The organism is Candidatus Limimorpha avicola (assembly GCF_056978975.1).
The window spans coordinates 14,287-41,170 of sequence record NZ_DBMCYK010000022.1 but is presented as its reverse complement, the minus strand read 5'-3'; the positions used below and the strand labels follow the sequence as shown (position 1 = coordinate 41,170).

Annotated in this window: 22 protein-coding genes; 11 read left to right on the top strand and 11 right to left on the bottom strand. The window is 38.6% G+C overall.

Going from position 1 to position 26,884, the window contains the following annotated elements:
• Positions 1 to 102: 102 nt before the first annotated feature.
• From ACZOVS_RS09295 to ACZOVS_RS09280, 4 genes are all read right to left on the bottom strand, one after another.
• Positions 103 to 4,308 carry a C25 family cysteine peptidase gene (locus ACZOVS_RS09295; protein ID WP_483996952.1) on the bottom strand — a complete coding sequence of 1,402 codons (4,206 nt, stop codon included), beginning with the start codon at positions 4,306 to 4,308 and terminating at the stop codon, positions 103 to 105.
• A 285-nt stretch (positions 4,309 to 4,593) separates the two neighbouring features.
• Complete coding sequence (locus tag ACZOVS_RS09290) at positions 4,594 to 6,123, bottom strand: YifB family Mg chelatase-like AAA ATPase (protein WP_483996951.1); 1,530 nt, start codon at positions 6,121 to 6,123, stop codon at positions 4,594 to 4,596.
• 48 nt (positions 6,124 to 6,171) lie between these two features.
• Positions 6,172 to 7,209, bottom strand: a complete 1,038-nt coding sequence (gldB, locus tag ACZOVS_RS09285; RefSeq protein ID WP_483996950.1) for a gliding motility lipoprotein GldB — start codon at positions 7,207 to 7,209, stop codon at positions 6,172 to 6,174.
• Positions 7,179 to 8,450, bottom strand: coding sequence for a competence/damage-inducible protein A (locus ACZOVS_RS09280; RefSeq protein ID WP_483996949.1), 1,272 nt, complete (start codon positions 8,448 to 8,450; stop codon positions 7,179 to 7,181). The genes gldB and ACZOVS_RS09280 overlap by 31 nt, the downstream gene beginning before the upstream one ends.
• Positions 8,451 to 8,676: 226 nt before the next feature.
• Here ACZOVS_RS09280 and ACZOVS_RS09275 point away from each other — a divergent pair, with 226 nt between their 5' ends.
• Positions 8,677 to 9,627: a threonine/serine exporter family protein gene (locus ACZOVS_RS09275; protein ID WP_483996948.1), complete on the top strand. Its 951-nt coding sequence runs from the start codon at positions 8,677 to 8,679 to the stop codon at positions 9,625 to 9,627.
• Positions 9,624 to 10,103, top strand: a complete 480-nt coding sequence (locus ACZOVS_RS09270) for a threonine/serine exporter family protein (protein WP_483996947.1) — start codon at positions 9,624 to 9,626, stop codon at positions 10,101 to 10,103. Before ACZOVS_RS09275 ends, ACZOVS_RS09270 begins: the two co-directional genes overlap by 4 nt.
• 44 nt (positions 10,104 to 10,147) lie before the next feature.
• Here ACZOVS_RS09270 and ACZOVS_RS09265 read toward each other — a convergent pair whose 3' ends face one another.
• Complete coding sequence (locus ACZOVS_RS09265) at positions 10,148 to 11,146, bottom strand: LuxE/PaaK family acyltransferase (RefSeq protein ID WP_483996946.1); 999 nt, start codon at positions 11,144 to 11,146, stop codon at positions 10,148 to 10,150.
• 79 nt (positions 11,147 to 11,225) lie between these two features.
• Here ACZOVS_RS09265 and ACZOVS_RS09260 point away from each other — a divergent pair, with 79 nt between their 5' ends.
• Entirely contained in the window at positions 11,226 to 13,529 is a 2,304-nt protein-coding gene (locus ACZOVS_RS09260) for a M1 family metallopeptidase (RefSeq protein WP_483996945.1), read from the top strand.
• 243 nt (positions 13,530 to 13,772) lie between these two features.
• Here ACZOVS_RS09260 and ACZOVS_RS09255 read toward each other — a convergent pair whose 3' ends face one another.
• Complete coding sequence (locus tag ACZOVS_RS09255) at positions 13,773 to 14,678, bottom strand: cation diffusion facilitator family transporter (protein ID WP_483996944.1); 906 nt, start codon at positions 14,676 to 14,678, stop codon at positions 13,773 to 13,775.
• A 268-nt stretch (positions 14,679 to 14,946) separates the two neighbouring features.
• On the opposite strand from ACZOVS_RS09255, the gene mce reads away from it, so the two are divergent.
• From mce to udk, 6 genes are all read left to right on the top strand, one after another.
• On the top strand, positions 14,947 to 15,363 hold the full coding sequence (mce, locus tag ACZOVS_RS09250) for a methylmalonyl-CoA epimerase (RefSeq protein WP_483996943.1): 417 nt from the start codon (positions 14,947 to 14,949) through the stop codon (positions 15,361 to 15,363).
• Positions 15,364 to 15,389: 26 nt separating this feature from the next.
• Positions 15,390 to 16,949, top strand: coding sequence for an acyl-CoA carboxylase subunit beta (locus tag ACZOVS_RS09245; RefSeq protein ID WP_483996942.1), 1,560 nt, complete (start codon positions 15,390 to 15,392; stop codon positions 16,947 to 16,949).
• A 17-nt stretch (positions 16,950 to 16,966) separates the two neighbouring features.
• Positions 16,967 to 17,332 (top strand): OadG family transporter subunit, encoded by a 366-nt coding sequence (locus tag ACZOVS_RS09240; RefSeq protein ID WP_483996941.1) that lies wholly within the window; start codon positions 16,967 to 16,969, stop codon positions 17,330 to 17,332.
• A gap of 7 nt (positions 17,333 to 17,339) precedes the next feature.
• Complete coding sequence (locus ACZOVS_RS09235) at positions 17,340 to 17,780, top strand: biotin/lipoyl-containing protein (protein WP_483996940.1); 441 nt, start codon at positions 17,340 to 17,342, stop codon at positions 17,778 to 17,780.
• A 173-nt stretch (positions 17,781 to 17,953) separates the two neighbouring features.
• Positions 17,954 to 19,351 (top strand): sodium ion-translocating decarboxylase subunit beta, encoded by a 1,398-nt coding sequence (locus ACZOVS_RS09230; protein ID WP_483996958.1) that lies wholly within the window; start codon positions 17,954 to 17,956, stop codon positions 19,349 to 19,351.
• 133 nt (positions 19,352 to 19,484) lie between these two features.
• Positions 19,485 to 20,099 carry a uridine kinase gene (gene udk, locus ACZOVS_RS09225; RefSeq protein ID WP_483996939.1) on the top strand — a complete coding sequence of 205 codons (615 nt, stop codon included), beginning with the start codon at positions 19,485 to 19,487 and terminating at the stop codon, positions 20,097 to 20,099.
• 369 nt (positions 20,100 to 20,468) lie between these two features.
• Here the strand turns inward: udk and ACZOVS_RS09220 are convergent, their stop codons facing one another.
• The 3 genes from ACZOVS_RS09220 to ACZOVS_RS09210 form a co-directional block, all read right to left on the bottom strand.
• Entirely contained in the window at positions 20,469 to 21,476 is a 1,008-nt protein-coding gene (locus ACZOVS_RS09220) for a class II fructose-bisphosphate aldolase (RefSeq protein WP_483996938.1), read from the bottom strand.
• A gap of 191 nt (positions 21,477 to 21,667) precedes the next feature.
• Positions 21,668 to 23,107: a potassium/proton antiporter gene (locus ACZOVS_RS09215; protein WP_483996937.1), complete on the bottom strand. Its 1,440-nt coding sequence runs from the start codon at positions 23,105 to 23,107 to the stop codon at positions 21,668 to 21,670.
• 128 nt (positions 23,108 to 23,235) lie between these two features.
• On the bottom strand, positions 23,236 to 23,664 hold the full coding sequence (locus ACZOVS_RS09210) for an Hsp20/alpha crystallin family protein (RefSeq protein WP_483996936.1): 429 nt from the start codon (positions 23,662 to 23,664) through the stop codon (positions 23,236 to 23,238).
• A gap of 323 nt (positions 23,665 to 23,987) precedes the next feature.
• On the opposite strand from ACZOVS_RS09210, the gene ubiE reads away from it, so the two are divergent.
• Positions 23,988 to 24,683: a bifunctional demethylmenaquinone methyltransferase/2-methoxy-6-polyprenyl-1,4-benzoquinol methylase UbiE gene (gene ubiE, locus ACZOVS_RS09205; RefSeq protein ID WP_483996935.1), complete on the top strand. Its 696-nt coding sequence runs from the start codon at positions 23,988 to 23,990 to the stop codon at positions 24,681 to 24,683.
• 12 nt (positions 24,684 to 24,695) lie between these two features.
• Positions 24,696 to 25,571, top strand: coding sequence for a 1,4-dihydroxy-2-naphthoate octaprenyltransferase (gene menA, locus ACZOVS_RS09200; RefSeq protein WP_483996934.1), 876 nt, complete (start codon positions 24,696 to 24,698; stop codon positions 25,569 to 25,571).
• 5 nt (positions 25,572 to 25,576) lie between these two features.
• Here menA and ACZOVS_RS09195 read toward each other — a convergent pair whose 3' ends face one another.
• Together ACZOVS_RS09195 and ACZOVS_RS09190 are read right to left on the bottom strand one after the other, a co-directional pair.
• Positions 25,577 to 26,179 carry a response regulator transcription factor gene (locus ACZOVS_RS09195; protein WP_483996933.1) on the bottom strand — a complete coding sequence of 201 codons (603 nt, stop codon included), beginning with the start codon at positions 26,177 to 26,179 and terminating at the stop codon, positions 25,577 to 25,579.
• The gene (locus ACZOVS_RS09190; protein ID WP_483996932.1) at positions 26,166 to 26,870 is read right to left on the bottom strand and encodes a hemerythrin domain-containing protein; all 705 of its coding nucleotides are present in this window, start codon (positions 26,868 to 26,870) and stop codon (positions 26,166 to 26,168) included. Before ACZOVS_RS09190 ends, ACZOVS_RS09195 begins: the two co-directional genes overlap by 14 nt.
• Positions 26,871 to 26,884: the final 14 nt, after the last annotated feature.

Sequence of the window (26,884 nt, the reverse complement as noted above, 5' to 3'; positions counted from 1 at the left end):
CAAAAGCAATACTGTCTTTTTGAGAATTGAATATTTGAATGAAATACTCGGAAATTTGAATAACGAAAGGGTGAGCCAACAATAGGACTCACCCTTGTAATTCTATAATGACAATATGTAAGTCACTCTTTTCATGATCATATTGTCATCATGAGTCATGACCCCTACAATATAAATGCCGGCAGGCAGTCCGTCGAAGTTAATGGTTGTTTCATCAGAATCGATAGTGGCTTTGCTGACAATCTGACCCGTGGTCGTCATGATAGTAACGCATTTCATGTCTTTACATTGTATTTTTACGTTGCCGGTAGTTGGATTAGGATATAGATTTACTTGTTGGTTAGCATTTTCGTCAATGCCCAACAGATTAACTTCCACAGTGACTTCAGCAATGTCAATACAATGGTCTCCATTTATTCCTATTACAGAATAGGTGGTTGTTTCTGTCGGTGACACTGTTATACTTGCTGTTGTCTCGCCGGTATCCCAAATATAATTTTCGGCACCGGAAGCTGTCAATGTTGTACTTTCTCCTTCTTCTATGCTGAGGTTTCCATCTATAGTTACCACCGGATTGTCTGAGACTGTAACTGTCCAACTTCCGATACTTTCTGTCCAGTCTGTATTGCTGTCCATGGCCTCACGAGTGAAGATGTAACTGCCGGCAGGCATTTGTTCAGGGGTATAGCTTGCCACATTGCTGTTTTGAAGCACAGTTCCATTGCATTTCCAGCGATATGTCAGATTACTGTTGGTTGTTGTGGCATCCATTGTTGAAGGAATTTGACCTGGTGCTTCATCGACACATAGGTTTTCTCCTGTAGAAGCTATGGATCCCGGATTCAATTCGCCTTCTTCGGTGATGATGAATGTTGCCGAATCAGTACATCCGTTGGCATCGGTTACGACGATGGTGTATGTTCCCGCACTTAAACCTGTAAAAGAAGTCGTTGGGACATCATTGAGCGTGTAAGTATATGGAGGCGTACCACCGTTTACATTTATTGTGATAGAACCATCATTTCCTCCGGGAGAAGATACATTGGTAACTGTACCTGTAATGGTAAGAATTTCCGGTGCATTTACTGTAAACGATTCTGAAGCTGTGCACCCATTAAAGTCAGTCACAGTTACAATATAGCTGCCGGCACTGAGATTATTGATATTGGCTGTTGTGGCACCATTGCTCCATGAATATGTGTATGGTGATGTCCCACCATTTACATTCAACGTAATATTTCCGTCGTTACTGTCATGACATGAAGCATCGGTTGTTGTTCCGGAGATGTTTATTGAAGAAGGTTCGTTGATGGTGATGGTTTCTGTGTCAGAACAATCGTTTGCATCCGTTACTGTTATAGTATAGTTGTCCGGACTAAGATTTTCAAATGTATAAGTATTGCTGTTATTTGTGATGTTTGTTATAGGAGTGATATAGATCCGTAAATTCCAGGTGAGGTCAAAGCCTAAGGCAGATACATCGTTCCATGTTATTCCATCAGTTGAAATCCATCTGCCATTAGGGTCTCCGGTATTATTTCCGCCTGATGCAACATAATGACCATCAAAATTATGCATTATTATCCATAAGTTTTGAGTAACATCTATTGTAACAGGTGTATTCAACGTAAATTCCACATACTCTTCCGAGCCTGTACAAGAGTATGATTGTGTATATATCAATGTACCCGGGGATGAATAACCGCCCTGGTATATTTTAATCTCACCTGTGTGTTCTGTATAGTCATACATGGAAACTTTGGTTAATAATGATTCCGGTAAATTGGAAAATGGGAACATAATGCCCCAGGAAAAAGAACCTCCATCAGTCAAACCGATAGCATCTGTATTGATACCATTGTCATAATGTTCCCAGGAACCATTATTTTGAGAATATAGGGTATATGTATAAGGAGTGTTGCCGTTGTCAACTTGAATTGTTATGCTTCCGTCATCGAAGCCGTGGCAACTCGGATCTTCAGCAAATACATCGGTGATGTTTACTCCTTCGGGACTGGAAAGAGTAACATTCTCGCTAACCGTCGTGTTGACGGCATCAGTAACTTGAACTGAATAATTCCCGGCGTCGAGGTCTTGAAATACCATACTGTTACTGCTCGGAGTGCCAACCACCTCACCATTAAGTCTGTAAGTATAAGGAGGAATGCCACCTGATGGTGTAGCGATAATATAACCGTCATCACCATTGCATGTAGGATTTTGTGATGTAATGGAAAGAGTCAGTTGTTCAGGTGTTCCGGAACCTGCTGTTACAGTAAGATGTTGTGTCCAGGCATTGGGACCTGTCACTATGAGGTCCATTACGCATGAAGAAGTAATAGGATCGAGATTCAATGTGGCAGCTCCGCTACTGTTAGTGACCCCGAATCCCAAAAGTTCTGTATCACGATAGAGGCTGCAACGGAAATTGCTGAGTGGCTGACCGTTTTTTGTGACAGTCACATTAAATTGAAAGTTAGTTCCTACCGGAATTTGTGACACATAATTGACATTGGGGGTGAAAGGTTCCTCAAGCCAAACGCTGGTAGCGACATCACCCATGATGTTTATGTCGTAAGTAGTCCATTTGTAATATGGAGAAGTGTTTGCGTATGGTGCATATTGAATTTTGCTTTCTTTAACAGCAAGACCTATATATGGGATACGTTCATGATAACTTGCGTCAGCATATTCTCTTTGAAAATGAGCACCCGGACCATCTCCCATGCTACTGTACCATCCATAACGTGAATTTCCAATGGTGGCGACGAATCCTGTAGATGTAGTCGTAAGTTTTGTCAAGATACAGTTGTTGTCCGGGAAATTGCCACATTCACATCCTTGTGTGTTGAAGAATGAATAATTGTGTTGAGTACCGTTAAGTGAGCCGAAGAAACTGTCATTAATCTGATATGTTTCCCATCCTGCAACATAACTGGTAGAGGCATGACCCATGTGATAGTTGTATGAGCCGCCTTCATTGATAAATTGTCTGTATGTATTGGCATTCCATGTTGTGGTGTTGCTTGCATAATAACGATTAATCGTATAATTGCTCGGGATACCATAAGTGGTATATCCATTAAAATTACAAGTGCCAATAAGATGATCCAAGTCAAAACCGGCATAAAATGGTGTTTCGTCCATTTGTTCACCTCCAAGATTCACGGTGGTAAATTCTCCGAGGACAGGATTGTTTTGGTATGTCAAGGTTTTGTTAAGCAGATTATTCAATTCTGTGCTGTTACTGAAGCACATTCGACCAATGCCGATTTCCGGAAGAAAATCTTCTTCACCATTTTCACCCCATAGGCTGTTTCCATTATTGTTCCAATTGCCATCCAAACCGGCATAATACATATCTGCGGGAATATTGTCATTATATTCATAATCAATATAACAGTAAAGTCCTCTGTACGGAACTAAAGCGACATCACCTCCAAGAAGTACCATCATGATACCGTTGTTCTGATATTGTTGTATTATGTAATTACGAATCTTCTCTTGATTGTCAGTGCCACTCATAGTGGAATAAATCGTTTCGACAGAGACTACCGTAGTACGTATTCCACGTGTATCGTAAAAGTTCTTGTAGTTATTGAACGAACTCACCCATTGTGATGGTGTGATGACCAAGAGGTCGTATCCCCCAATACTTCTTGCACGAGTCTTGTATCCTTCTATCTGTTCAGGATTTTGTGCCAGACGTTCCACACTTCTCTGTATCTCCGGTCTCAACCAAAGATTGGCGCTGTTGTCGGTGCGGCTTGCCGTTGTTTTAACTTTAACCTTTACAGTCTGTGCATAGCTTATTTTTCCGCTTGCAGGAACATAGCGTACAGGTGTGAATGACGAAAAGGCAAATGAACAACCATTCAGATATTGCGTATTCACTTCTCGTTCTGTTTCAGATGGATAAGTATCAGCCGACTGATAAATTCTTTCATTTCTTTCAAATGGATATTTCCTGTTGTCGCTAACAGGTCTTGGATTTTGATAAGGAAGAAGATTATACGTTCCTTCCAATTCAGTAAAGTCCGAAAATTCCACTATGATGTCACTTGCATCACTGTTCAATGGTAACAACAGACTAACATTCTGCCATGGTAAAGCAGGTTCACCGGCTTTACCCATAAGGATACATCCATCGAAATTTATTCTTTGATAAATTCCGTCATCTTCAATGGTCGGATTATTGAAATGATAAGTATGTTCGATACTTTGTGCCATTGTTGTCGAAGGAACTAAAGCATAAACAGAAATTATCATCAGAGCCTTTACAAGAAATATGTGTAATGACTTTTTCATATTTATTGTTTTTTAATTATTAAAAGGACTTCCATTTTTTATAATTTATAGCTTTGCAAGATTATATTGTATGAAGTCCATTACTACAACATAATTTTACGCTACAAATATAATGTTTTATTTTAATTTATCCATATTTTTATATATTTTAATTAAAAAATAAACTATTGTATATCAATAGTTTAAATATTTATTTAAAAAAATTGCACGCGTTAAGTCGGCAAATATGTTTATTATGAAACATATTGTATGTCGATTTGACGATAATATTATCCGTTTTCATATTTATTTACCCCAGTTTTCTCGGTCAAGACTTCTATATTGTATTGCTTCTGCCACATGTTCTCTTTTTATGTTATTGCTGCCGTCCAAGTCTGCTATGGTACGCGACACTTTCAGTATTCTGTCATATGCTCTGGCTGACAGGTTAAGTTGTTCCATGGCTTTTTTCAGTAAAGTATTGCTGACGTCATCCAAGATGCAATATTTCTGTATCATTTTTGTTGACATCTGAGCATTTCCGTGTACGTTAGGCATGTCAATGAAGCGTTGCGATTGAATTTCTCTTGCCGCCATGACACGTTTTCTGATTTCAATGCTTTTTTCTCCCGGTTGTTTGTTTGCAAGGTCTTCAAAAGGCACCGGCACCACTTCAATATGCAAATCAATACGGTCGAGAAGAGGACCTGATATTCTGTTCAGATATTTCTCTACCGCACCTGGCTGGCACACACATTCTTGTGTAGGATGATTATAATAGCCGCAAGGACAAGGGTTCATCGCTGCCACCAACATAAAATTTGCCGGAAATTCCACAGTTTGTTTTGCCCGAGCTATATTCACGACTCTGTCTTCCATAGGCTGCCGCAGTACCTCGAGCACATTACGTTTGAACTCCGGCAACTCATCGAGAAACAAGACTCCATTGTGGGCTAAAGATATCTCTCCCGGTTGTGGATAGGTGCCTCCACCGACAAGACCGACATAAGAAGTGGTATGATGAGGACTTCGGAATGGGCGTGTCCTTAACAATGACACTCCGTTACCGAGCAATCCTACTACTGAATGTATTTTTGTAGTCTCCAATGCTTCTTGCAGTGTCATGACAGGCAAGATGCTCGGCAGTCTTTTTGCGAGCATCGTTTTGCCGCTGCCGGGCGGACCTATCAGTATCACATTATGGCTGCCGGCAGCGGCAATCTCCAAGGCTCTTTTAATGTTCTCCTGACCTTTGACATCGGCAAAGTCAAAATCATACATATCATCGCTTTCAGGTGTGGAATCTTTCAGCGTCACCGGGTCGAGAGAGCCTCCGTTAAGGAAGTTTATTACATCATTGATAGTATCTACTCCATACACTTCTATACCTTCCACAACTGCGGCTTCCATGGCATTGGCTCGCGGTATTATCACTCCTTTGAAACCGTCTTGCAATGCCATGACAGCTATGGGTAAAGCACCTCTTATGGGATTGAGACTGCCATCCAACGACAATTCTCCCATAATGATATATCTATCAAGATTCTCCGTACTTACCTGTTCCGATGCTGCCAATATTGCTATCGCAATGGGTAAATCGTAAGATGACCCCTCCTTGCGTATGTCGGCAGGAGCCATATTAATGGTTATCTTACGTTTAGGATATTTCAACCCATTGTTTATTAAGGCTGATTCTATACGCTGTTGACTCTCTTTTACTGCACTGTCAGGCAATCCGACAAGAAAAAACTGTACTCCTCTGTCGATATTTACTTCTATGGTGACAACAATAGCCTTTATGCCACTGATGGCACTCCCATAAGTCTTTACTAACATGATATTTTGGTTTCATAAATTTCGGTCTTTTATCACTATAACTATATTTTATTTTTTCGGTTTATAATTGGAATCTTGAAAAATCTGTAACAGATCCTTGTTGTCCATCAATTCCTGTAATGTCACATCATTATTGTTCATGTAAGAACGTATTATCTGAAGTCCTATAAAATCTCCAAGCCGTGAAGGGGCATCATTGGAATATGCCTGTGTAAAAGGTCCGTCTCCAAAAAATTGTTGATATTCAGTCAATTTGTTGGCATATAATAAGTTATCGCCTACCAAAGACGCCCAAAGATTGCCTTCATTATTCTTTGCCCAATCCATCTGTTTCTCAGAATATCCCAAAAGTATCGAATCCGGCAAAGAAGGATTCATTGCCTCGACAAAATAATACATCTTGCCTTTTTCCACCATTTCTGTGATGATATTCTTGTAAATATGAGTGTCATAAATATAATGCATATATAGTAAGACAGCGAGGTCTTTTGTGATGTATTCCGGGCGACATCTCAAAGAACGAAAACGCGGCATGCCGATATAATCATAAATATTGTCTTCATTGCCAAGATAATAATCCAGACTTATAAGTATGGCATGTCCATTGTTTGTAACCGGTCCCATTTCATAGTCTATACCTGAGATATATGTAATGACTTCCGGTAAATCGTTACCTGGGAAATAATAGTTAAATCTTTGACATACAGTCTGTATGTCTTTGCTTATAGGTTCTATGTCAGAAAATTTTTCATCTACCATTTCATAAAGATGGCGACAAAATGTATCTGTAACAAAAGCCTTTACATAATTGGCCTGTATATCATTGATGGATGTCCCCAATACAGATGAATATTCAGGTATCAAAGATTCTAATCCTTTTTTGAAATCTGCGGTGTCGATGTCGAAAAGAACTTTTTGATATTCTTTTACAGTTAATATCTTAGGTTCCATATCCTGATAAGGTATATCGAATTTTGCCTTGTCGTTTTTTTTATCTCCGGAACATGCTGTCCAAAAAACGGACACTACTAATAATATCAATATGGTTTTCAATCTCATAATATTATTTCTTTCTTTCTTAAACATTGTCTTAACATTTCTAATGCCACTATGCAGGCTCTTTGGATATTGTTGTCACGTTCTTTACCAAAGTTATGGCGTTGTGATATTATTCCGTCGGGTGTGGCAACAGCTATCCACACTGTGCCGAGCGGTGTCGTCTCCGTGCCTCCATCGGGACCGGCTATTCCTGTCGTTGCCAGGGCATAGTCTGTATGCAACAGTTCTTTAACTCCTTTTGCCATTTGTTCCACTACTTCTTTACTTACTACGGAAAATTTCACAATATCTTGATGTTCAACACTAAGTACGCTCTCTTTCACATCTGTGGCGTATGATACTACCGAACCTCTGTACACTGCTGAGCATCCCGGTATGCCTGTTATCATTCTGGCGATAGCTCCTCCGGTGCAACTCTCTGCCGTTGATACGGTTTTATTCTCTTTCTTCAGCATTTCTATCACTACTTCAGCTATGGACATATCATCAAAACCGAAGATATTGTCCGGTATGATGGCGCACAGTTTTTCTATTTCTCTGTCCACAGTGCTATGCAACAACTCTTTGTCTTCGTGACGCCCCTCGAGACGCAGTCTAACCATTCCGTATTGAGGCAGATATGCCAACGACAAAAAATCCGGCAGTTTCTCTTCCCAGTCTTTAAGTCTGTCGGCAAGAAAAGATTCTCCTACACCTACTGTCATCACTACCTTACTTATATAAGGTGTCACTTTGAATCTTGACAACAGTCGGTGAAGTATTTCCGTTTCGAATACAGATTTCATCTCAAAGGGTACACCAGGCATGGAGACATACACTGTTGCATTTTTTTCAAACCACATGCAGGGAGCAGTACCGAAACGATTGGGTATATAGGTGCAAGATTTTGGTATAAAAGACTGTTGAACGTTACGTTCGCTCATTGGATAGCCTCGTAGTTTGAAAATCTCTCGCACATTGTTCAAAGCATCTTCATTCTGAATGAGTTCGGTGTTGAAAAATTTACATAATGTTGGCTTTGTGATATCATCTGCTGTTGGTCCCAACCCGCCTGTCATCAATACTATGTCAACATCTGAGTTGGATTCCAATGCTTTCATGATATCATCTTCTCCATCTCCTACAGCAATTATGGAAATTACTTCTATTCCATTGACAGTCAATATATGTCCGAGCCATGACGCATTGGTGTTGACAACTTGCCCTATCAATAGTTCATCTCCAATGGAAATAATCTTAGCCTTTACATATTTGTCTTGTTTCTTCATATCGTGTCTTTCGATGTACAAAATTAAGAATAAAAAATGTCTTTTTTAGTTTTTTTAGTTTTTTTATGATTATAACGCATTTTGAAATTTATTCGTGTCATAATACTTAATATTTTTTAACATTTTCAGTTGATTTTATGTTTTATTATCATCGTAAAGAGAAAAAACTGATGACAGATTCATGTTTAAATGCTGTTTTACTTTACCTTTGCACCAAAAATATAAAATGGATAATATATCAACCTCGAATGATGCCATCTTTGATTTTGCACCATATATTATAGTTTTATGTATTATTCTAACGGTTTTTATTGCTGTTTTTGACTTGTTGTGGAAGAAAAAGAAAGATAAACAGACTTCTGAGACTTCATGTCAAAATGACCATTATACTATTGATAATAAAGATATTCATTCGTATTTGAAAAAGGTGTGTCTTTTCCTTTCGCGATATGCTTCAAAACTGATACAGTACGGAGCAACTACCATAAGGATAGAAAAGAATATAGGGAGAATAGCGGAAAGATTCGATACCGTAGTAGAAATGGGCGTGTTGCCTCAGCATATAATGGTGACTTTGTGGGACAAGGAACATCTCCATTCATATTCTAACAATGAGATAATAAAAAGTCAAGGTGTAGATTTCGACAAGAACACTTTGTTGAGTAAGTTAAGTTGGGAGATACACGACAACAGGATGGAATTGGATGAAGCGATAAAAAGATTCGATGACATCACTGCACGTCCTCGACTCAATGACTGGACTGTGTTAATTCTCACAGGTTTAGCCAATGGTTCATTTTGCAGACTATTCGGTGGTGATTTTATCTCGATGGTAATAGTGTTTGTTGCTACAATTTGCGGTTTTTATCTTAAAAATTCGTTACATGGCAAACATGGTTGGGACATACGGCTTGTAACTATAATATCTGGCTGCATTGCCACCATAATAGCTTCTTCCTGTTATGTCTTCGGTTGGGGAAAGACTCCTGATATCGCACTCGGCACCGGTGTGCTTTATTTGGTACCCGGAGTGCTTTTCATCAACTCTATCAATGACTTGATAAATGGACACCATATCTGTTTTATCAGCAGGTTTATCAATGCCACTATAATAACAATTTGTTTGTCCTTAGGTTTGTGTTTAGGTCTTATAATATTGAATATTAAATTCTTATGATAATAATAGACTTGCTTGAAAACAGTTTGTTCGCCGGTATTGCTGCCATAGGTTTCGGCAGCATCAGCAACATACCTCTTAAGAGTTTTCCCGGCTGTGCTTTGTTGGCTGCCATAGCACATACTTCTCGCCTCATACTGATGCAGTTATGTGGTTGGAACATTATCATGGCTAGTTTCGTTGCTGCCATTTCCATAGGTCTTTTGTCAATACCATTGGCAAAATTCTGGCGTTGTCCGGCAGAAGCACTGTCATTTCCGGCGTTGCTGCCTATGATTCCGGGAATGTATGCCTACCGTGCAGTCCAATCTCTTTTAATATGTCTTCAGAATAAAGAGGAAATATCTTTTGAACACTATTTCAATTTATTTAATTATAATTGTATGATATGTTTTCTGACAATGTTGATGATGGCTGTAGGCGTTCTTCTTCCAATATTTATCTTTAGATCAAGTTCTTTCTCGGTAACACGATAATATTTTATTTTACATACTTAAATTATAAATATCAATACTGGAAATCAATTATATACCAACAGATTGCAGCCTCTTATCAAACTGTTGTCGAATCTTCCAAGCACTTCGAAGCTACCATCATCATGAAGACGCCCGAGGTCCTGTACTGCCACAAAAGAACAACTGTACAGATTGGCAAGGTCTATCACATTAATGCCTCCTGTTATGCCGCATTTTGCCAACGACAACGGGTCTTCTGTCTCACGTATCAGGATTTTCATCCATGGTACGGGGTTATAGATGCCTTTTCCTGAGGAATAGGCTTGTGAAAGCAACTCTGTCATGCCGTATTCTGAATGTATTGAAGGACAATGAAATGCATCTGTCAATATTTTGTGGACTTCTTCTCTTACCATCTCTTTGCGTTTCCCTTTCATACCTCCTGTTTCCATTATGATAAGGTCCGGAAAATCAATTGGATAATCAGCTGCAAGGTCTAAAAGGGCATACGTCACTCCAATAAGTATAGTCTTTGTTCCATTATCTTTCAGACTCTTCAATGTTTTGGCAAGTCTTTCATAATCATAAAGATAGAAGCCGCTTTCATGATGTCTTGACAATTTAATCAGTTTTTCAGCCATATATATCAGAGAAGAGCCTTCGCGTTCGAGATAGGAAGGTAACAAGGCAAGGATACAATAATCATCGACTTTGCCATAAAATTTCTCAAACCCTTTCAACAGACTTTCATCATAGATTGCAGGGTCTGGCACTTCATGATGACTTGTCGAGGACCCTGTTGTCCCGGAACTGCTGAAGACAAGCGACGCCGGTTCTTTTGTTATTGAGATACGGTGTGTCCTGAAAAAATCTACAGGCATAAATGGTATATCATATAACGTCTTGACAGTGTCAGGGGTACGATGTATCAAATTACAGTATTGTTTATAAACATCAACATTATTATATTGAATGTCAAATATCTCCAATGCCAAACTCTCAAAATCGGCTTCTTTCTCAACTTCAAAAACTTGCTTTTTTATTTTTTTGAACTTTTCAATCACTGTTATTAAAATATTTTATATTTTTACCCTCAAAATATTAAAACCTCAACCTACAAAATTACAGTAATATTTGAACATTATGAAGATTTTTTTATTTATTATAGCCACTTTGTTACTTTGCGTCAATGTACAAGGTAAGAACAATGTCGTAGGAGATAATATTGATGTTACTCATTATGAGATACATATAAACAATCTTGACTTCGATAACAAGGAAATGAATGCCACCACTCTTGTCAGTTTTCAAGCTATGGAGGACCTCTCTGTAATAAATTTCGAACTCAAAAATCTTGAAATAGAAGCGATAACGAGCGAGGACTTGAGCATAAGGAGTTATACTTATGAAAACGACTTGATAACCATTACATTAAATAATACCATGACAGTCGGCAGTAATGGCACTATTACTATAAATTATTCAGGAAAGCCATTTTATGAAAACTGGGGTGGAGTACATTGGAGTGGAACTTACGTCTTTAATCTTGGCGTGGGCTTTGACAGTCAACCTCACAATCTCGGTAAGACATGGTTTCCTTGTGTTGACAATTTCGTTGACAAAGCGACATACGACATTTTCGTCACTGCCGTTAACGGGAAAAAAGCCGTTTGCGGAGGCAACCTCATGTCAACAACCGATAATGGTGACGGCACTTCCACATGGCATTGGTCCGTTCCACAGGAAATACCGACATATCTCGCTTCTTTTGCCGTCGGTGAATATGAATTGTGGGAAGATACTTATCAAGGCATAGACAGAGATATTCCCATCACTATATATGTAAAGCCAAATCAAATAAATAAAGTTGAAGGCACTTTTGTACATCTTAAGGAGATTGCCCGCTTCCTTGAAGACAGCTTCGGACCTTATCCTTTTAATAGAATAGGCTATGTAAGTACTAATCTGGGCTGTATGGAACATGTTGACAATATTGCCTTTGCCAGTCAGTTGATAACAGGAAATACCTCTGATGAATCATTTATTGCTCATGAATTGTCCCACATGTGGTTCGGTAACAAGGCGACTTGCTCTACCGCCGGGGACATGTGGCTCAATGAAGGACTCGGCAACTTCTGTCAATATTATTATCTGAAAGATATTTATGGCGAAGAAGAATATCAAAAACAGATGACTGCCCTCATTGAGACAATATTACATACCTGTCATAACAGCGAGGGTTTTATTCCATTGAATAACATTCCGTTGGACCTTACTTATGGTACTACTGTTTATGACAAGGGCGCCATAGTTACTCATACTCTCATGAATTACCTTGGAAGAGAAAATTTCAACAATGCCATGAAATATTATCTCGAGAAATATTCATACAATGCTGCATCTTCAGAACAATTGCGCGATGCTTTGACTGAATATACAGGTATGGACATGACAGGCTTTTTCGATACATGGGTCTTTACTCCGGGCAGCCCTCATTACAACATAGATTCTTTTGCCGTAACTCCAAATGGCAATGTGTTTGACATACAAATTCATGTAAGTCAGAAACACAGATTTTCGGACCATATAGGCGACAACGTCATTTATGAGATAGCTTTTATGGATGAAGAATGGAACATACATCCTGCACGCATACAATGGAGTGGTAAATCTGCGACAATAACAGAACAAACCGAATTCTATCCAATAGCCGTTTTCGGCGATTATTACAACAAGACTGCCGATGCTCGAATTGAATCTAACAATATTATCAAAAACGACACTACTATAACATTGAGAAATTCCAATCTGAAAGTCTTTGCCGAGAATGTCACTGATTCTGTTTTCCTTCGTCTGGAACATCATTTGGTCTGTCCTGACACTTCCAATCACAATGTTTATGGGTTGAAGTTGTCGCCGGACCATTTTTGGACTGTATTCCGCGATGATAAGGGTTCAGCCGACATAAGAGCGGAATTCAATTATGTTCAAAATATTCTGTTCGACCAAAATCTAATACTTTCTGATAATGATTCCGTCGTGTTGTTGTATCGTTCCAATGCCTCGGAACAATGGCAATCTATTCCATACGAATGGGAAGGTACCTGGAAATTTGGAAGGATGACAGTAAATAACCTGCAATCAGGAGATTATATTTTGGGTGCATGGGATAAACTGCATTTCAGCCAAAATGAACTGCCAAAAACAGGCAAATTGTTGATATCACCTAATCCGGCAGACAACAATGTTTTTATGAAATGGGATGATAACATAAATGGAAATGTTGTCATTAATGATAATAATGGTAAGATTATTAAGTTGTTGAATATCAATAACACAAACAATGTCGGTATAGATTTGAACGGGATACCGGCCGGCTTGTACATCGTAAAGATTTGTGATGATAAAGGAAATCTTATGACTTCTGAGAAATTGATTGTCAGATAAGGAAGTATTTTAAATATATCTGATTATCAACAGAAAAGTTTTCCTATCTGCTTGAATGACGTATATTTTCTGCTTCAAGATGTCTTGTCATATTATATCTGAAAAATGTTTTATTATAGATATAAGAACAAGATGTTTTTATTCGTCATATAAGACAAATTAGAATCATTTTACATTGTAAATGAATGTTTTACAGTTGATGAGTTTTAGTAGAGAAATTGAATCGAAAGAGACAGTTGATTGTCAGTCTTTTTTTGATGGTTCCACATGCAGATAAATAAAGGATTTGTCACCGAAACGGCTTCTCAGCAGATTTTCAATATCTTTTGTATATTGATGTGATTTTTTCAATGTTAAATCGCCGTCCATCACTACGTGCATATCCATGGCTATTCCGTTACCTATCTTGCGAGTGCGCAGATTATGTACATTTTTCACGAACTCAAAAGACATTACTGTATTAATTATTTCATTTTCAATATCTTCGGATAAGGAATGTTCCATAAATTCAGATATGCATGATACCAAGAATTTAACAGCCATAATTAAGATGAAGATGCTTACCACGACAGCAGCCAAAGGGTCGAGGATACGCCATTTAGGACCGAGGAATATAGCACCTGCTATACCTGCTGCAGCACCAACCGACGACAAGGCATCACTGCGATGATGCCAGGCATTTGCTTCTACAGCCTTGGAATTGAGTCTCCTGCCGTTGATGATAGTATAACGTGCAATTGCCTCTTTGACTATGATGGAAACAATGGCAGCCCAGAATGCCAGCATGCCCGGCTGTTCGAGTTCTATACCTTTGATACTCATGAAAATCTTACTTGCTCCGGACCAAAATATCATGATGCCTACAGCAAGTAGTACCACACCTATGATGAACGTAGCCAAAGTCTCAAACTTGCCGTGACCATAATCATGATTTTTGTCTGCAGGTTTGTTGCTGATTTTGACAAATATCAATATTACAATGTCTGTAAGAAAGTCAGATAAAGAATGTACCGCATCGGCTATCATGGCGGAACTGTGGCCCAAAAATCCGGCAATAAATTTAAAAATCAATAAGATGGCATTTGCAACACCACCAATTATTGTCACTTTGTAAATCTTACGTTCCCGTTTAGTGTCGTTGACATTCATTTTTTCATGATTGATGCGGCAAAATTAACAAATATTATAACCTCTTGTTTCAAAATAAAAAAAAAGAATACAGTTGAGAAAAATCAAGATTTTTATAAAATAGAATCCTGATGTTTATTTAAGGATAAAAAAGGAAGTAAAAAATGTCTTTGCGAGGTCTGAAAGGGACATTAAAATAAAAGGGAAATTATTTTGATAATCTTATGTTTTTATTTACTATTTTTTTGTATTTTCGCACCATATTTTCAAACAACGTAACTTTATAATTATGAACCCTACTCATATTGAACACATTGGAATAGCCGTTAAAAGTTTAGACGAAGCCATTCCGTTTTTCGAAAAATTATTAGGAACCAAATGTTATGCCATAGAAGAAGTTGTCGATCAGAAAGTCAAGACTGCATTTTTGCGTATTGGGCAGACAAAAATAGAGTTGTTGGAGCCTACATCGCCTGAAAGTACTATTGCTGCTTTCATCGAAAAGAACAATGGCAAAGGTGGAATGCATCATATTGCATTTGCTGTTGAAGGTCTTGAAAATCAGCTTGAAGAAGCTAAAGAATATGGTATAAAACTCATCGACAACGAGCCAAGAGGCGGTGCTGAAGGTCTCAGTATAGCCTTTTTACATCCGAAATCGACTTTCGGAGTGTTAACGGAACTTTGTGAAGATAAGAAAAAATAAATTAGTATCATTTAATTCCATAAACCATGTTAATTGAACAAAAAATTCAGGAATTGTTAGACAAGCGCGCTTTGGCACGTTTAGGCGGCGGACAAAAGCGCATTGATTCACAACATGCCAAAGGGAAATATACTGCTCGTGAGCGTATCAACATGTTGCTCGACGAGGGTAGTTTCGAGGAATTTGACATGTTCGTCACCCACCGTACTACGGATTTCGGTCTTGACAAACAAGTATTTCTCGGTGATGGTGTTGTAACAGGTTACGGCACTATCGATGGCCGTGTAGTATATGTCTATGCTCAAGATTTTACAGTGCTTGGCGGTTCTTTGTCTGAAACAATGTCTAAGAAGATATGTAAGGTCATGGATCAAGCCATGAAAGTTGGAGCTCCGGTGATAGGCATCTGCGATTCCGGTGGAGCTCGTATCCAGGAAGGCTCAAGAAGTCTGGCGGGTTTCTCTGAGATATTCCAACGTAATATCAACGCTTCCGGTGTCATCCCTCAGATATCGGCAATTTTCGGCCCTTGCGCCGGCGGCGCCGTTTATTCTCCTGCTCTTACAGACTTCATTCTGATGACTGAACAAAACAGTTATATGTTTCTTACCGGTCCTAAAGTCGTGAAGACTGTTACTGGTGAAGACGTGAGTACTGAAGACCTCGGCGGCGCTTTGGTACATAATCAGAAATCCGGAGTAAGCCATTTCATGACTGAAACGGAAGAAGAAGGTTTACAGCTTATCAGAAATCTTATCTCATACATTCCTCAAAATAATCTTGAAGAACCTCCTATGGTGAATTGCACTGACCCTATAGACCGTAAAGAAGACTTCTTGAATCAGGTGATACCTGATAATCCCAACAAGCCTTACGACATGGAGCAGGTTATTCATGCCATAGTTGATAATGCGGAATTTTTGGAAGTACATAAAGATTTTGCAAAGAATATTATTGTAGGTTTTGCACGTTTCAATGGTTCTCCTGTGGGCATAGTAGCCAACAACCCTGCTTTCCTTGCCGGAGTACTCGATATTAATGCTTCACGTAAAGGTGCCCGTTTCGTGAGATTCTGCGACGCTTTCAATATTCCTATAGTATCACTCGTCGATGTCCCTGGCTTCTTGCCGGGTACCGTACAGGAATATGGTGGTGTCATAGCTCATGGTGCAAAACTGTTGTTCGCTTACGGCGAGGCTACAGTGCCTAAGGTGACTGTGACATTGCGTAAGTCTTACGGCGGTTCTCATATTGTAATGGGATGCAAACAACTGCGTGCTGATATCAACTATGCATGGCCTACTGCAGAAATAGCCGTCATGGGGCCTGCCGGTGCTATAGAAGTGTTGGAAGGAAGAGCTTTAAGCGAAATTACAGACCCGGATGAGCGTAATGAATTTATTGCGAAAAAAGAACAGGAGTACCGCGACAAGTTCGCTAACCCGTATGATGCAGCTAAATTCGGCTATATCGACGATATTATCGAACCACGTAACACCCGTTTCCGCGTCATAAGAGCTTTGCAATCCCTCGAAACAAAGAAGGATACTAATTATCCGAGAAAACACAATAACATACCGCTTTAATCCTAAATTTAATGATTATGAAGGCGTTATTGGTTTTAATCGCAGAAATAGGCAGCAAAGGATGGATCGTTACAATATCCGGCTTCCTTATTACTATCATAGCTTTGATCGTTTTGTTTCTTATATTTTCATTGGTGGCAAAGATTGTCAATGCTGATTATGGCAAATTTTTGAAGAAAAGAACAACAAATGATGACAGAAAACCTACGATAAAAGGCGTCGATACTGTCAACGACGATATTAAAGTTGTGATAGGTCTTGCTTTAGCATTATCATCAGAAGTTCATGATACTGAGGCTGATGAGATTACCATCACGAGGATAGAACGTCGCTATTCCCCGTGGAGTTCTAAGATATACGGATTAAATAATTTGAATAGATAAGAACGATATGAAAAAGTTCAAGTTTACATTAAACGGTAAAGAATATGCTGTCGAAGTAAAAAAATACGAAGGCGAGAATGCTGAAGTAGTAGTAGATGGCAATGAATATAAAGTAAAAGTACAGAGAGAAGAAGAGCCTGTCCAAACTTTCAAGGCAGCTCCGCGCCCTAAAGCAGGTACAGCTCCTAAGGTGGAAACCAAGGCCAAAGCCACTCCGAGTGAGACTACACCGGGAGGCTTTAGAGCTTGCGCTCCATTGCCGGGTACTATCATGCAGATATTCGTCAAAGAAGGTGATGTGGTTAAACGTGGTCAGAAACTTTTGATGTATGAAGCCATGAAGATGGAAAACAACTTCCTTGCCGAGGTTGACGGAACAATAAAAGAAATTAAAGTAAGAGTTGGTGACAACATTATACAAGGTGCCTTGTTATTTGTAATTGGTTGATTATGAAGAAAAATAATGCTAAAAGAAAAGCTCTCACCATCTTTGCCTTAGTGGCAATGTTGTTGGTTTTGCATGCTTTCGTCAGTTCTAACACTACGATGGCTGAGCACGTATTCGCCAACGGCAGTGACAATGTTGTGACAGAATTATCTCAGACGGAATCGTCGCACTCTATGGGTCAGGAATTGGTATCCGGAATAGAAAATTTCTTCGCTTTTACCGGATTCAGAAATGCCACCAGAGGTAATATTATCATGATATTTGTTGCTCTGTTCTTCATATTCTTGGCCATTAAATTTGAATATGAACCCATGTTGCTCATTCCTATAGGTACAGGTATTATAATAGGTAACATACCATTCCTGCAAACTTATACTTTCGGTCTTAATGAAGTACTTAATCACCTTACTGATTTATATCAGCAGAAAGCACTGAATTTCGACCTGCAACAGGCTCAGGCCCTTATGGTAAGTCTCTTTAATGGAGAAAATATTAATCTTGACCTTAACGCCGCTTTAGCACGCTTCAATGAGATGATAGCCAACAATAGCATCAGTCTGCCTCAAGGCGTTGACGAGGCTACGGGAACAGCTATTATCAAAGAAGCTTTCAGTCTTAATATTCAGACAGGTATTTATCAGAAGGGTTCCGTGTTGAATTATCTTTATTTTGGTGTTCGACAAGGTATTTATCCGCCTTTGATATTCCTTGGCATTGGAGCCATGACAGACTTCTCATCGCTTATCTCGCAGCCTCGCCTTATGATACTTGGTGCTGCTGCACAGTTAGGTGTGTTTGTCACTTTCCTCGGTGCTATTGCTCTTGGTTTCGACCTTAAAGAAGCAGGTGCCATAGGTATTATTGGTGGTGCTGACGGTCCTACCGCTATTTTCCTTTCATCAAAAATGGCTCCTCATCTTCTTGGTCCTATTGCTATTGCTGCATATTCGTATATGGCATTGGTACCTGTCATTCAACCGCCTGTCATGAGGCTCTTGATAACCAAGAAAGAACGCCTCATCCACATGAAACCGCCACGTACAGTGGGTAAAACTGAGAAAATATGTTTCCCAATAATAGGTCTGTTGCTTACTACTTTCATCAGCCCCTCAGCATTGCCGCTTCTCGGTATGCTGTTCTTTGGCAACTTGTTGAAAGAAAGCGGTGTGACGAAACGCCTTGCCAATACGGCAAGTAATGCCCTGATAGACATCGTTACTATTTTATTGGGTGTCACCGTCGGTGCTTCAACTCAAGCTGACGTGTTCCTCTCGGCTCAGTCACTGTTGATATTCTGTCTTGGTGCTTTCTCATTTGTCATAGCGACAATAGGCGGTATTCTCGGTGCCAAGTTTATGAATCTCTTCCTTAAAGAAGGCGATAAAATCAATCCTCTTATCGGTAATGCCGGTGTATCGGCAGTGCCGGACAGTGCTCGCGTTTCGGAAATGGAAGGTCAAAAATACGATCCATCGAACCATCTGTTGATGCATGCTATGGGTCCTAATGTGTCCGGCGTTATAGGCTCGGCAGTGGCAGCAGGTATTTTGATGAGTTACCTTATGTTATAAGAATAATTATTACTGAATGAAAAGATGTTATCAGGATAAATGACTCTTTTCATTCAGTTTTTTGATACCTTTGTGTATCTATATAGTGAAATTTAAGAGATGTTGAATCTCTCGTTTATCAAAAATAACCGTTATGTTGGTGATAGGTATTGCCGGCGGGTCCGGCTGTGGTAAAACAACTATTGTAAACAAAATCATCGAGGCATTGCCACAAAATACTGTGACAGTCATTCCTCAGGATTCCTACTATTGGGATAACGGGCATCTGTCCCCTCAAAAGAAAAAAGAAATCAACTTCGACCATCCCAATGCCATTGAATGGGAATTGATGATAAAACATCTCAATATGTTGAAAAGTGGCAAGTCTATACCTATGCCGATATATTCCTATGTGACATGTGCTCGTTCTGAATTCGTGACTACTATAGAACCACGTGATGTGGTGATAGTGGAAGGTATCCTTGTGTTTACTAATCCTGAACTCGTGAATCTTATGGATATCAAGATTTTCGTTGATACTGAAGGCGACGACCGCTTGATGCGTTGTATAAGAAGAGATACCAAAGAACGCGGTCGTACAGTCAATGAGGTGCTTCATCATTATGAAACATCCGTAAAACCTATGCATCATCAGTTTATAGAACCTACTAAGCGTATTGCCGACATCATCATTCCCAACGGATATAATCAGGTGGCTATAGATTTGATGGTTTCAAAAATAAAAATGCAGTTAAATCACCATCAGTAAGATAATGATACTTTTAAATTAACTTTTTATTGTTGTCCGTAAAAAAATCGTTATATGCAATTCTGTATATGCGATAATTATTTAATACATCGAATGTTAATTTATCATCATATTGGATTTCATAGACAATAGAAATAATCATAAACAGTTGATTATCAATATGAAATCATAAAACATTTTGCTTTGTTTACAGGCATATAAGTTTGATTTTCAAAATCATAATAAAGAAACCTATAAACATTGCAGACTATTTTTCATTGGGATTGATGTAGTGTCATTTCTTCATTATGTGAGCAGGCAAATAAAAAATGCGTCGAATGTTTCGATTCGGCGCATCATATAAAACGATTTATTTGATATCAACTCAGTTCAGCAATTCTCCAATTTATTGTCAGAACCGAGAACGTTTACTATCTTGTGAATATAAAGTTTTTTCATGCTGTCACGGGCGGGGCCGAGATACTTGCGCGGGTCAAATTCGCCGGGTTTTTCTGCCAAAGTCTTGCGTATGGCCGCTGTCATTGCCAAACGGCTGTCTGAATCTATATTGATTTTACATACTGCTGATTTTGCAGCCTTACGAAGTTGCTCTTCAGGAATACCGACTGCCGCAACCATCTTACCACCGTTGGCGTTAATGATATCGACTTCTTCCTGAGGTACCGATGACGAGCCGTGCAGTACTATAGGGAATCCAGGCAATTCTTTTTCTATTGCCTCAAGTACATCGAAGGCTAACGGAGGAGGCACCAATCTGCCTGTTTTTGGATCTACGGTACATTGTTCCGGAGTGAATTTGTATGCTCCGTGTGAAGTACCAATGGAGATTGCCAATGAATCGACGCCCGTCTTGGTAACAAAATCCACGACTTCTTCCGGTTTCGTATAATGGCTTTGTTCAGCGCTTACTTCATCTTCAACACCGGCAAGAACACCGAGTTCGCCTTCTACAGTGACATCATATTGATGAGCATAGTCAACAACTTTCTTTGTAAGTGCCACGTTTTCATCGTATGGCAAAGCTGACCCGTCTATCATCACCGATGAGAAACCCATGTCAATACATGATTTACACAATTCGAACGAGTCGCCATGGTCTAAATGAAGTACTATTTCCGGATGACGGCATCCCAATTCTTTTGCATATTCTACAGCACCTTCTGCCATATAACGCAGCAAGGTTTGATTGGCATAGTTACGTGCACCTTTTGAAACTTGAAGAATAACAGGAGACTTGGTCTCCACGGCAGCCATCACTATGGCTTGCAATTGTTCCATATTGTTGAAATTAAAAGCCGGAATGGCATATCCGCCTTTTATAGCCTTCTTGAACATCTCACGAGTGTTGACAAGACCTAAATCCTTATAACTAATCATGATTTTTATATTTTAGATTTAATTCTCTATTTTTTTAGCAAAAGTAAAACAAAAACATATATAATAGATAAAAAAAGAAAATATTTTATTCTAATGGATTGCCTCCATTCAACATAATAACCACATCAAAAGTTCGTCATAAGAATATAATGTCGATCAATAAAACAATATCATAAAAAATATTGTCCTTGTCATTCCTGTTTTTCTGAAATCAAGAGCAGCTTGTCTCCTTTTAAAAGATGCAGTTTCCCATTGGGTACTATATATTTATGATTACGTTTAACTATCATCACTAATGTTCCTTCCGGCAAAGGATAATTCATCAGAAGGGACTCTTCTTCAACTATTTGTTGTTCGAGGACGGTATTAAGTTCTTCAGGTATTTCCACGCCGAAATTTTCCGGTGCATTGTCGCTTTTTACTCCGAGTTTCAACCAATTTGCTACGGCAGGTATTGTGGTTCCTTGTATCAAAAGTGACAGTAAGGTGATGAAAAATACTATGTTGAAAATAAAAGAAGCCCCTTCTACATTAGCCACTACCGGATAAGTGGCGAAAATGATAGGTACGGCGCCTCTAAGACCGACCCAAGATACAAAAACTTTATCCTTAAATCCAATTTTCCTGAATGGTAAAAGACAAAGAAACACAGACAAAGGACGTCCTATCAAAATCATAAAGACACCTATAATAATGGCAGGAACAGCCACGTCTATCATCTCATGAGGATTAACCAATAAACCGAGCATCAGGAACATGATAATCTGAACTAACCATACAAGACCGTTAAGGAATGAATCTATGCTGCGTTTCTCAACAAGTTTATGATTGCCCACTATGATACCTGCGATATATACGGCAAGATATCCGTTACCTTTCAACAAATCGGTAAAAGAAAACACAAAGAATATGAAACTCACCATCATGATGGGATAAAGAGCCTTGTTCTGAAGTCCTACTTTGTTGATAATCCATACACATGCTTTGCCGAGCAGGAATCCCATCAACAAGCCGACAGAAAATTGTACGAAAAACATCAACAAAATGCTTCCGACACTTATGGAAGCATCTGCGCCGGATTGCATCACCTGTATCATCACTATGGTAAGCATGTAAGCCATAGGGTCGTTACTTCCACTTTCCAACTCAAGCATAGGCTGCAAATTGTTGCGTAATGACATCTTCTGAGATCTCAGAATGCTAAATACTGAAGCAGAGTCGGTTGACGACATTGTTGCTGCCAAGAGAAGGGCGAAACTTATGGAAACAGGTATGCTTTTAGTAAACATAAGAGATATGAAATAGATAAAACTGCCGGTAATAACCGTTGTCAACAGTACGCCTGCAGTGGATAACACTATTCCTGCACCCAATACAGGCTTTATTGACGCATATTTCGTATCCATACCTCCGGCAAAAAGAATGATACTCAAAGCTACCATACCAATGAATTGTGTAGCGGCATGATTGTCAAATTGAAATCCTACTCCATCTACACCGAAAAGCATGCCGACTAAAAGAAATATCAACAATGTAGGTATGCCATAACGAAATCCTGTCTTGCTAATCAATATGCTAACAAATAACAGGATGGCACCAACCAATAGAATGTTACCCGCCGTAAAAGTCATATATATTTTTATGATTGAGATTGATTTTGCAAATATACATAATAAAGTTAGATAAAGCAATTTAATTCAACAAAAAAAGCGGGACTGTCAAACAGCCCCGCCAAAATTTAAAAGTCTTACTGGTTGTATTATTTTATCTCAATGCATTTTGACATTTTTGCCTTCTCTTCGGGTTTGATTTTCGGCAAGACGACTTCCAACACGCCGTTTTCGACTTTTGCTGTGATACCTTCCAGGTTTACACTGTCAGGCAATGCCAAAATCTCTTTGAATTGTGAAGAAGTAAACTCGCGTCTCAAATAACGTTGATTCTTGTCTTTCTCTTCTACCTTGTTTTTCTTTATCATTTCAATGACGAGGTTTTTGTCTTCGTCGATATTGATTACAAGGTCTTCTTTTGCCAAACCCGGAACACTCAACTCCATTTTGAATTCATCGTCATTCTCAATGATGTTCATCTGAGGTGCATTTGCAATCTTTGTCGTCCCGTAATTCCAATCGAATAAATCATTGAACAGTGTCGGGAAAAAATCTTGTGTTCTTTTTGTTAGTAACATTTTTTTGGTCTCCTATTTTTGTTGTTTTTGTCGTTTTTTCTTTTTTTGTCCTTATTTGGCTTTTCAGCCGGACACTTATGTTTATTCAAATTCCATTCCATTTAATTTAAAATATTTGTATATTTTATGTATATTATTGATTATTAAATGATTATAATATTGTTATCTTTGTGTTTATTTTTATGTCACAATAATTTTTATGACATTTTGTCATGTTTTAACATATAATTTTGATAAATTTTTGTCATTTTTGTCATAAAAACTTATTAAGAAACACAAAAACAACATTTGAAACGAAATGTCGTTATTGTTAAAACGGTATTATGGCGGAAAAAGCTAATATAAAGGCAATGTTCGACGACATTGCTCCGACATACGACAAATTAAATCACATCTTGTCGTTAGGGATAGACAATGTGTGGAGACGCAAGGCAGCCAGGTATATTGAATCGACGCAACCCGGGATGACACTTGACATTTCCTGCGGTACTGCCGACTCTTCAATTGCGCTTGCAAAATGTGGAGTAAACAATATTGTTGGTATAGATATTTCCGAGGGTATGCTTGCCGTAGGCAGAAAAAAGGTTGATTCTCTCGGATTGTCTGATAAAATAACATTATGTCATGGAGATGGAGAGAATCTTGAGTTTGAAGATGGTAGTGCAGATGCCGTACTTGTGGCATTCGGGATACGTAATTTCGAAGACATAATATCAGGTTTGAAAGAGATATGGCGTGTTTTAAGTAAAGGTGGCGTTTTAATAGTTTTGGAGTTGTCGGTGCCGCACAACAGCATCATGCGTTTTTTATATAATCTGTATTTCAAGAACATAACGCCTTTCATTGGCAAAATCATATCAGGAAACAACTATGCGTATCACTATCTTCCAGATTCTGTCAATAACTTTTACGCTCCTAAAGAGTTTATGAACATCATGATACAATGCGGGTTTGAAGAGGTGAGACAAAAGGCATTGTCTTTAGGTTTATGTCGTATGTTCAGCGGACGAAAATCTTAACAATTCAGAACGATGAGTAAATTATTATGTTGGATAAAAGCCATAAGACCGCAGACGCTGTTCGTTTCCATTTCATCGGTGATGTTGGCAACTGCAGCAGCAATGCAGGTTACTGATATAGAGTGGCTGCCGGCATGCTTGTGCCTTGTATTTGCCATACTTGCCCAGATAACGTCAAATCTCGCCAACGATTATGCAGATTTCATTAATGGGAGCGACAAAAACCGTATTGGACCTCCTCGAATGACGTCATCGGGTCTTATTTCTCCCCGCGCCATATACTATGCAACCGTGTTATGTGCCATTCTTGCTTTTTTTACAGGACTTCCTCTTATATGGTGGGGTGGCTGGTGGTTGTTAATTCCAGGTATCATTATAATAATTTCTGCAATAGCGTATTCTTCAGGACCTTTCCCGTTTTCTTATCATTATCTCGGTGATATTGCTGTGATTGTGTTCTTCGGCATTATTCCCGTTTCTTTTACGTTTTATATATTGACAGAAACTTTTAATTATAGAATCTTGTTGGAAGGATTGCTATTAGGTCTTATAATTAATGAGTTGCTTATTGTAAACAATTATCGCGACATGGAACAGGACGCAATGAACAACAAAAAAACAACAGTGTTGCTGTTTGGCAGGAAACCTGCGAAATTTATTTTTGTCATGATTCCTTACATCGTGACATTATTGACATTTTGGCTATTGAGCGACAGAGTGGAAATAAAAAACAGTATTGTTGGGTTTATTCCTTTTGTTATATATGTTACCTTTGTGAATCTTAGATTCGTCAAAGCTGAAAAAGAGGAACTTAACAAATTGTTGGTTATGGCATCATTGGAATCGATAGTTTACACATTTAGTACAATATTGGCATTAACATTATAAACAAGTCATTTGTTTACTTCAGATTCATCTATCAAATTGTTTAACAAGGCATAAACGGTAAGACCTGAAACAGATTTTATTCCCGTTTTCTTGATAATGTTTTTACGATGAGTGATGACTGTATGTACAGAAATAAAAAGTTGTTCCGATATCTCTTTGTTTGTCAACCCTTTGGCAATAGCGACAAGTACATCCGTTTCACGATTCGACAATTCAATGTTTTCAGTTTGAGAGGCATTGCTGCCGGAGTCATTCAACGAAGCATATATCTTGGAAATGACTTTCTGTTTTCCGTCATTAAGTTCAATCACATCATTATATTGTTTCAATACATTCCTATCCACATAAGAACTTACGAGCGCCATGCAAATCATATTCGGGAAGTCATGAATTATCTGTCGTAAAGAGATAACATCAGAATACAAAAGTAATAATGGATTTATTATCAGTATGTCCGGATTGTTGATATATAGTTTCTCATGCAAACGCTCTACAGAGTCGAGTTGAACTGTGACAGTAAGATTTTGAGAGTCATCGAAACAATGAGCGAGACCGGATGAAAGGAGATATGAAGGCTCAACTATTATGATTTTGTTATCTGCTTTCATCGTTTTTAAGTTCTAAATGTTCAACAAAAGGAATCAAAATCCTGTCCTCTATCATGGCGTGACTGACAATATCGGCAGATAATTCAATGATATCCATTGATATTTCTATACGTTCCTTAGGAAAAATTTCGGCAGGCAGATATTTCACGAGTATATTGAGCAAGTCGTTGAGATTGTCTTCAATAATACTGCTGTGAGTACCTTTAAACTCTCCTATATTATAACCCAAAATGCCGGAAGTCTTGTCTTCCAATGCTTTAAGATAAGGGAAAACAACAGTCTCTTCATACTCGAAATGTGTGGCGACTTCATTTTTATACTCATCGAAAAAACGTTTTAATGGAATGGCATATTTGGAAGGACATGCTTCTATTATGCGGTTGAAATGTTCCTCGATGTGTGGAAGACGTTCATGTAAATAATAATTGTGAGATATATGCAAATATTTTATCATGGAGTCTATGTTGACACATTTCAGATCTTCATAATGAGGAGTAAAGTCTTCATCACAATAAACATTGCATATCAAAAGAAAGAATTGTTTGTCAACATTATACATATTACAAACTTCTCCGACACTACGATCTCCGAAACCGAGATTTATTTCAAAACGCGACAAAACAGATAACAACTTGCTGTTGTGGCATACCAAGTCAGCCATCTTCATATTTTCAGAAAAGACATTTTTCATATCAACATTTTTTG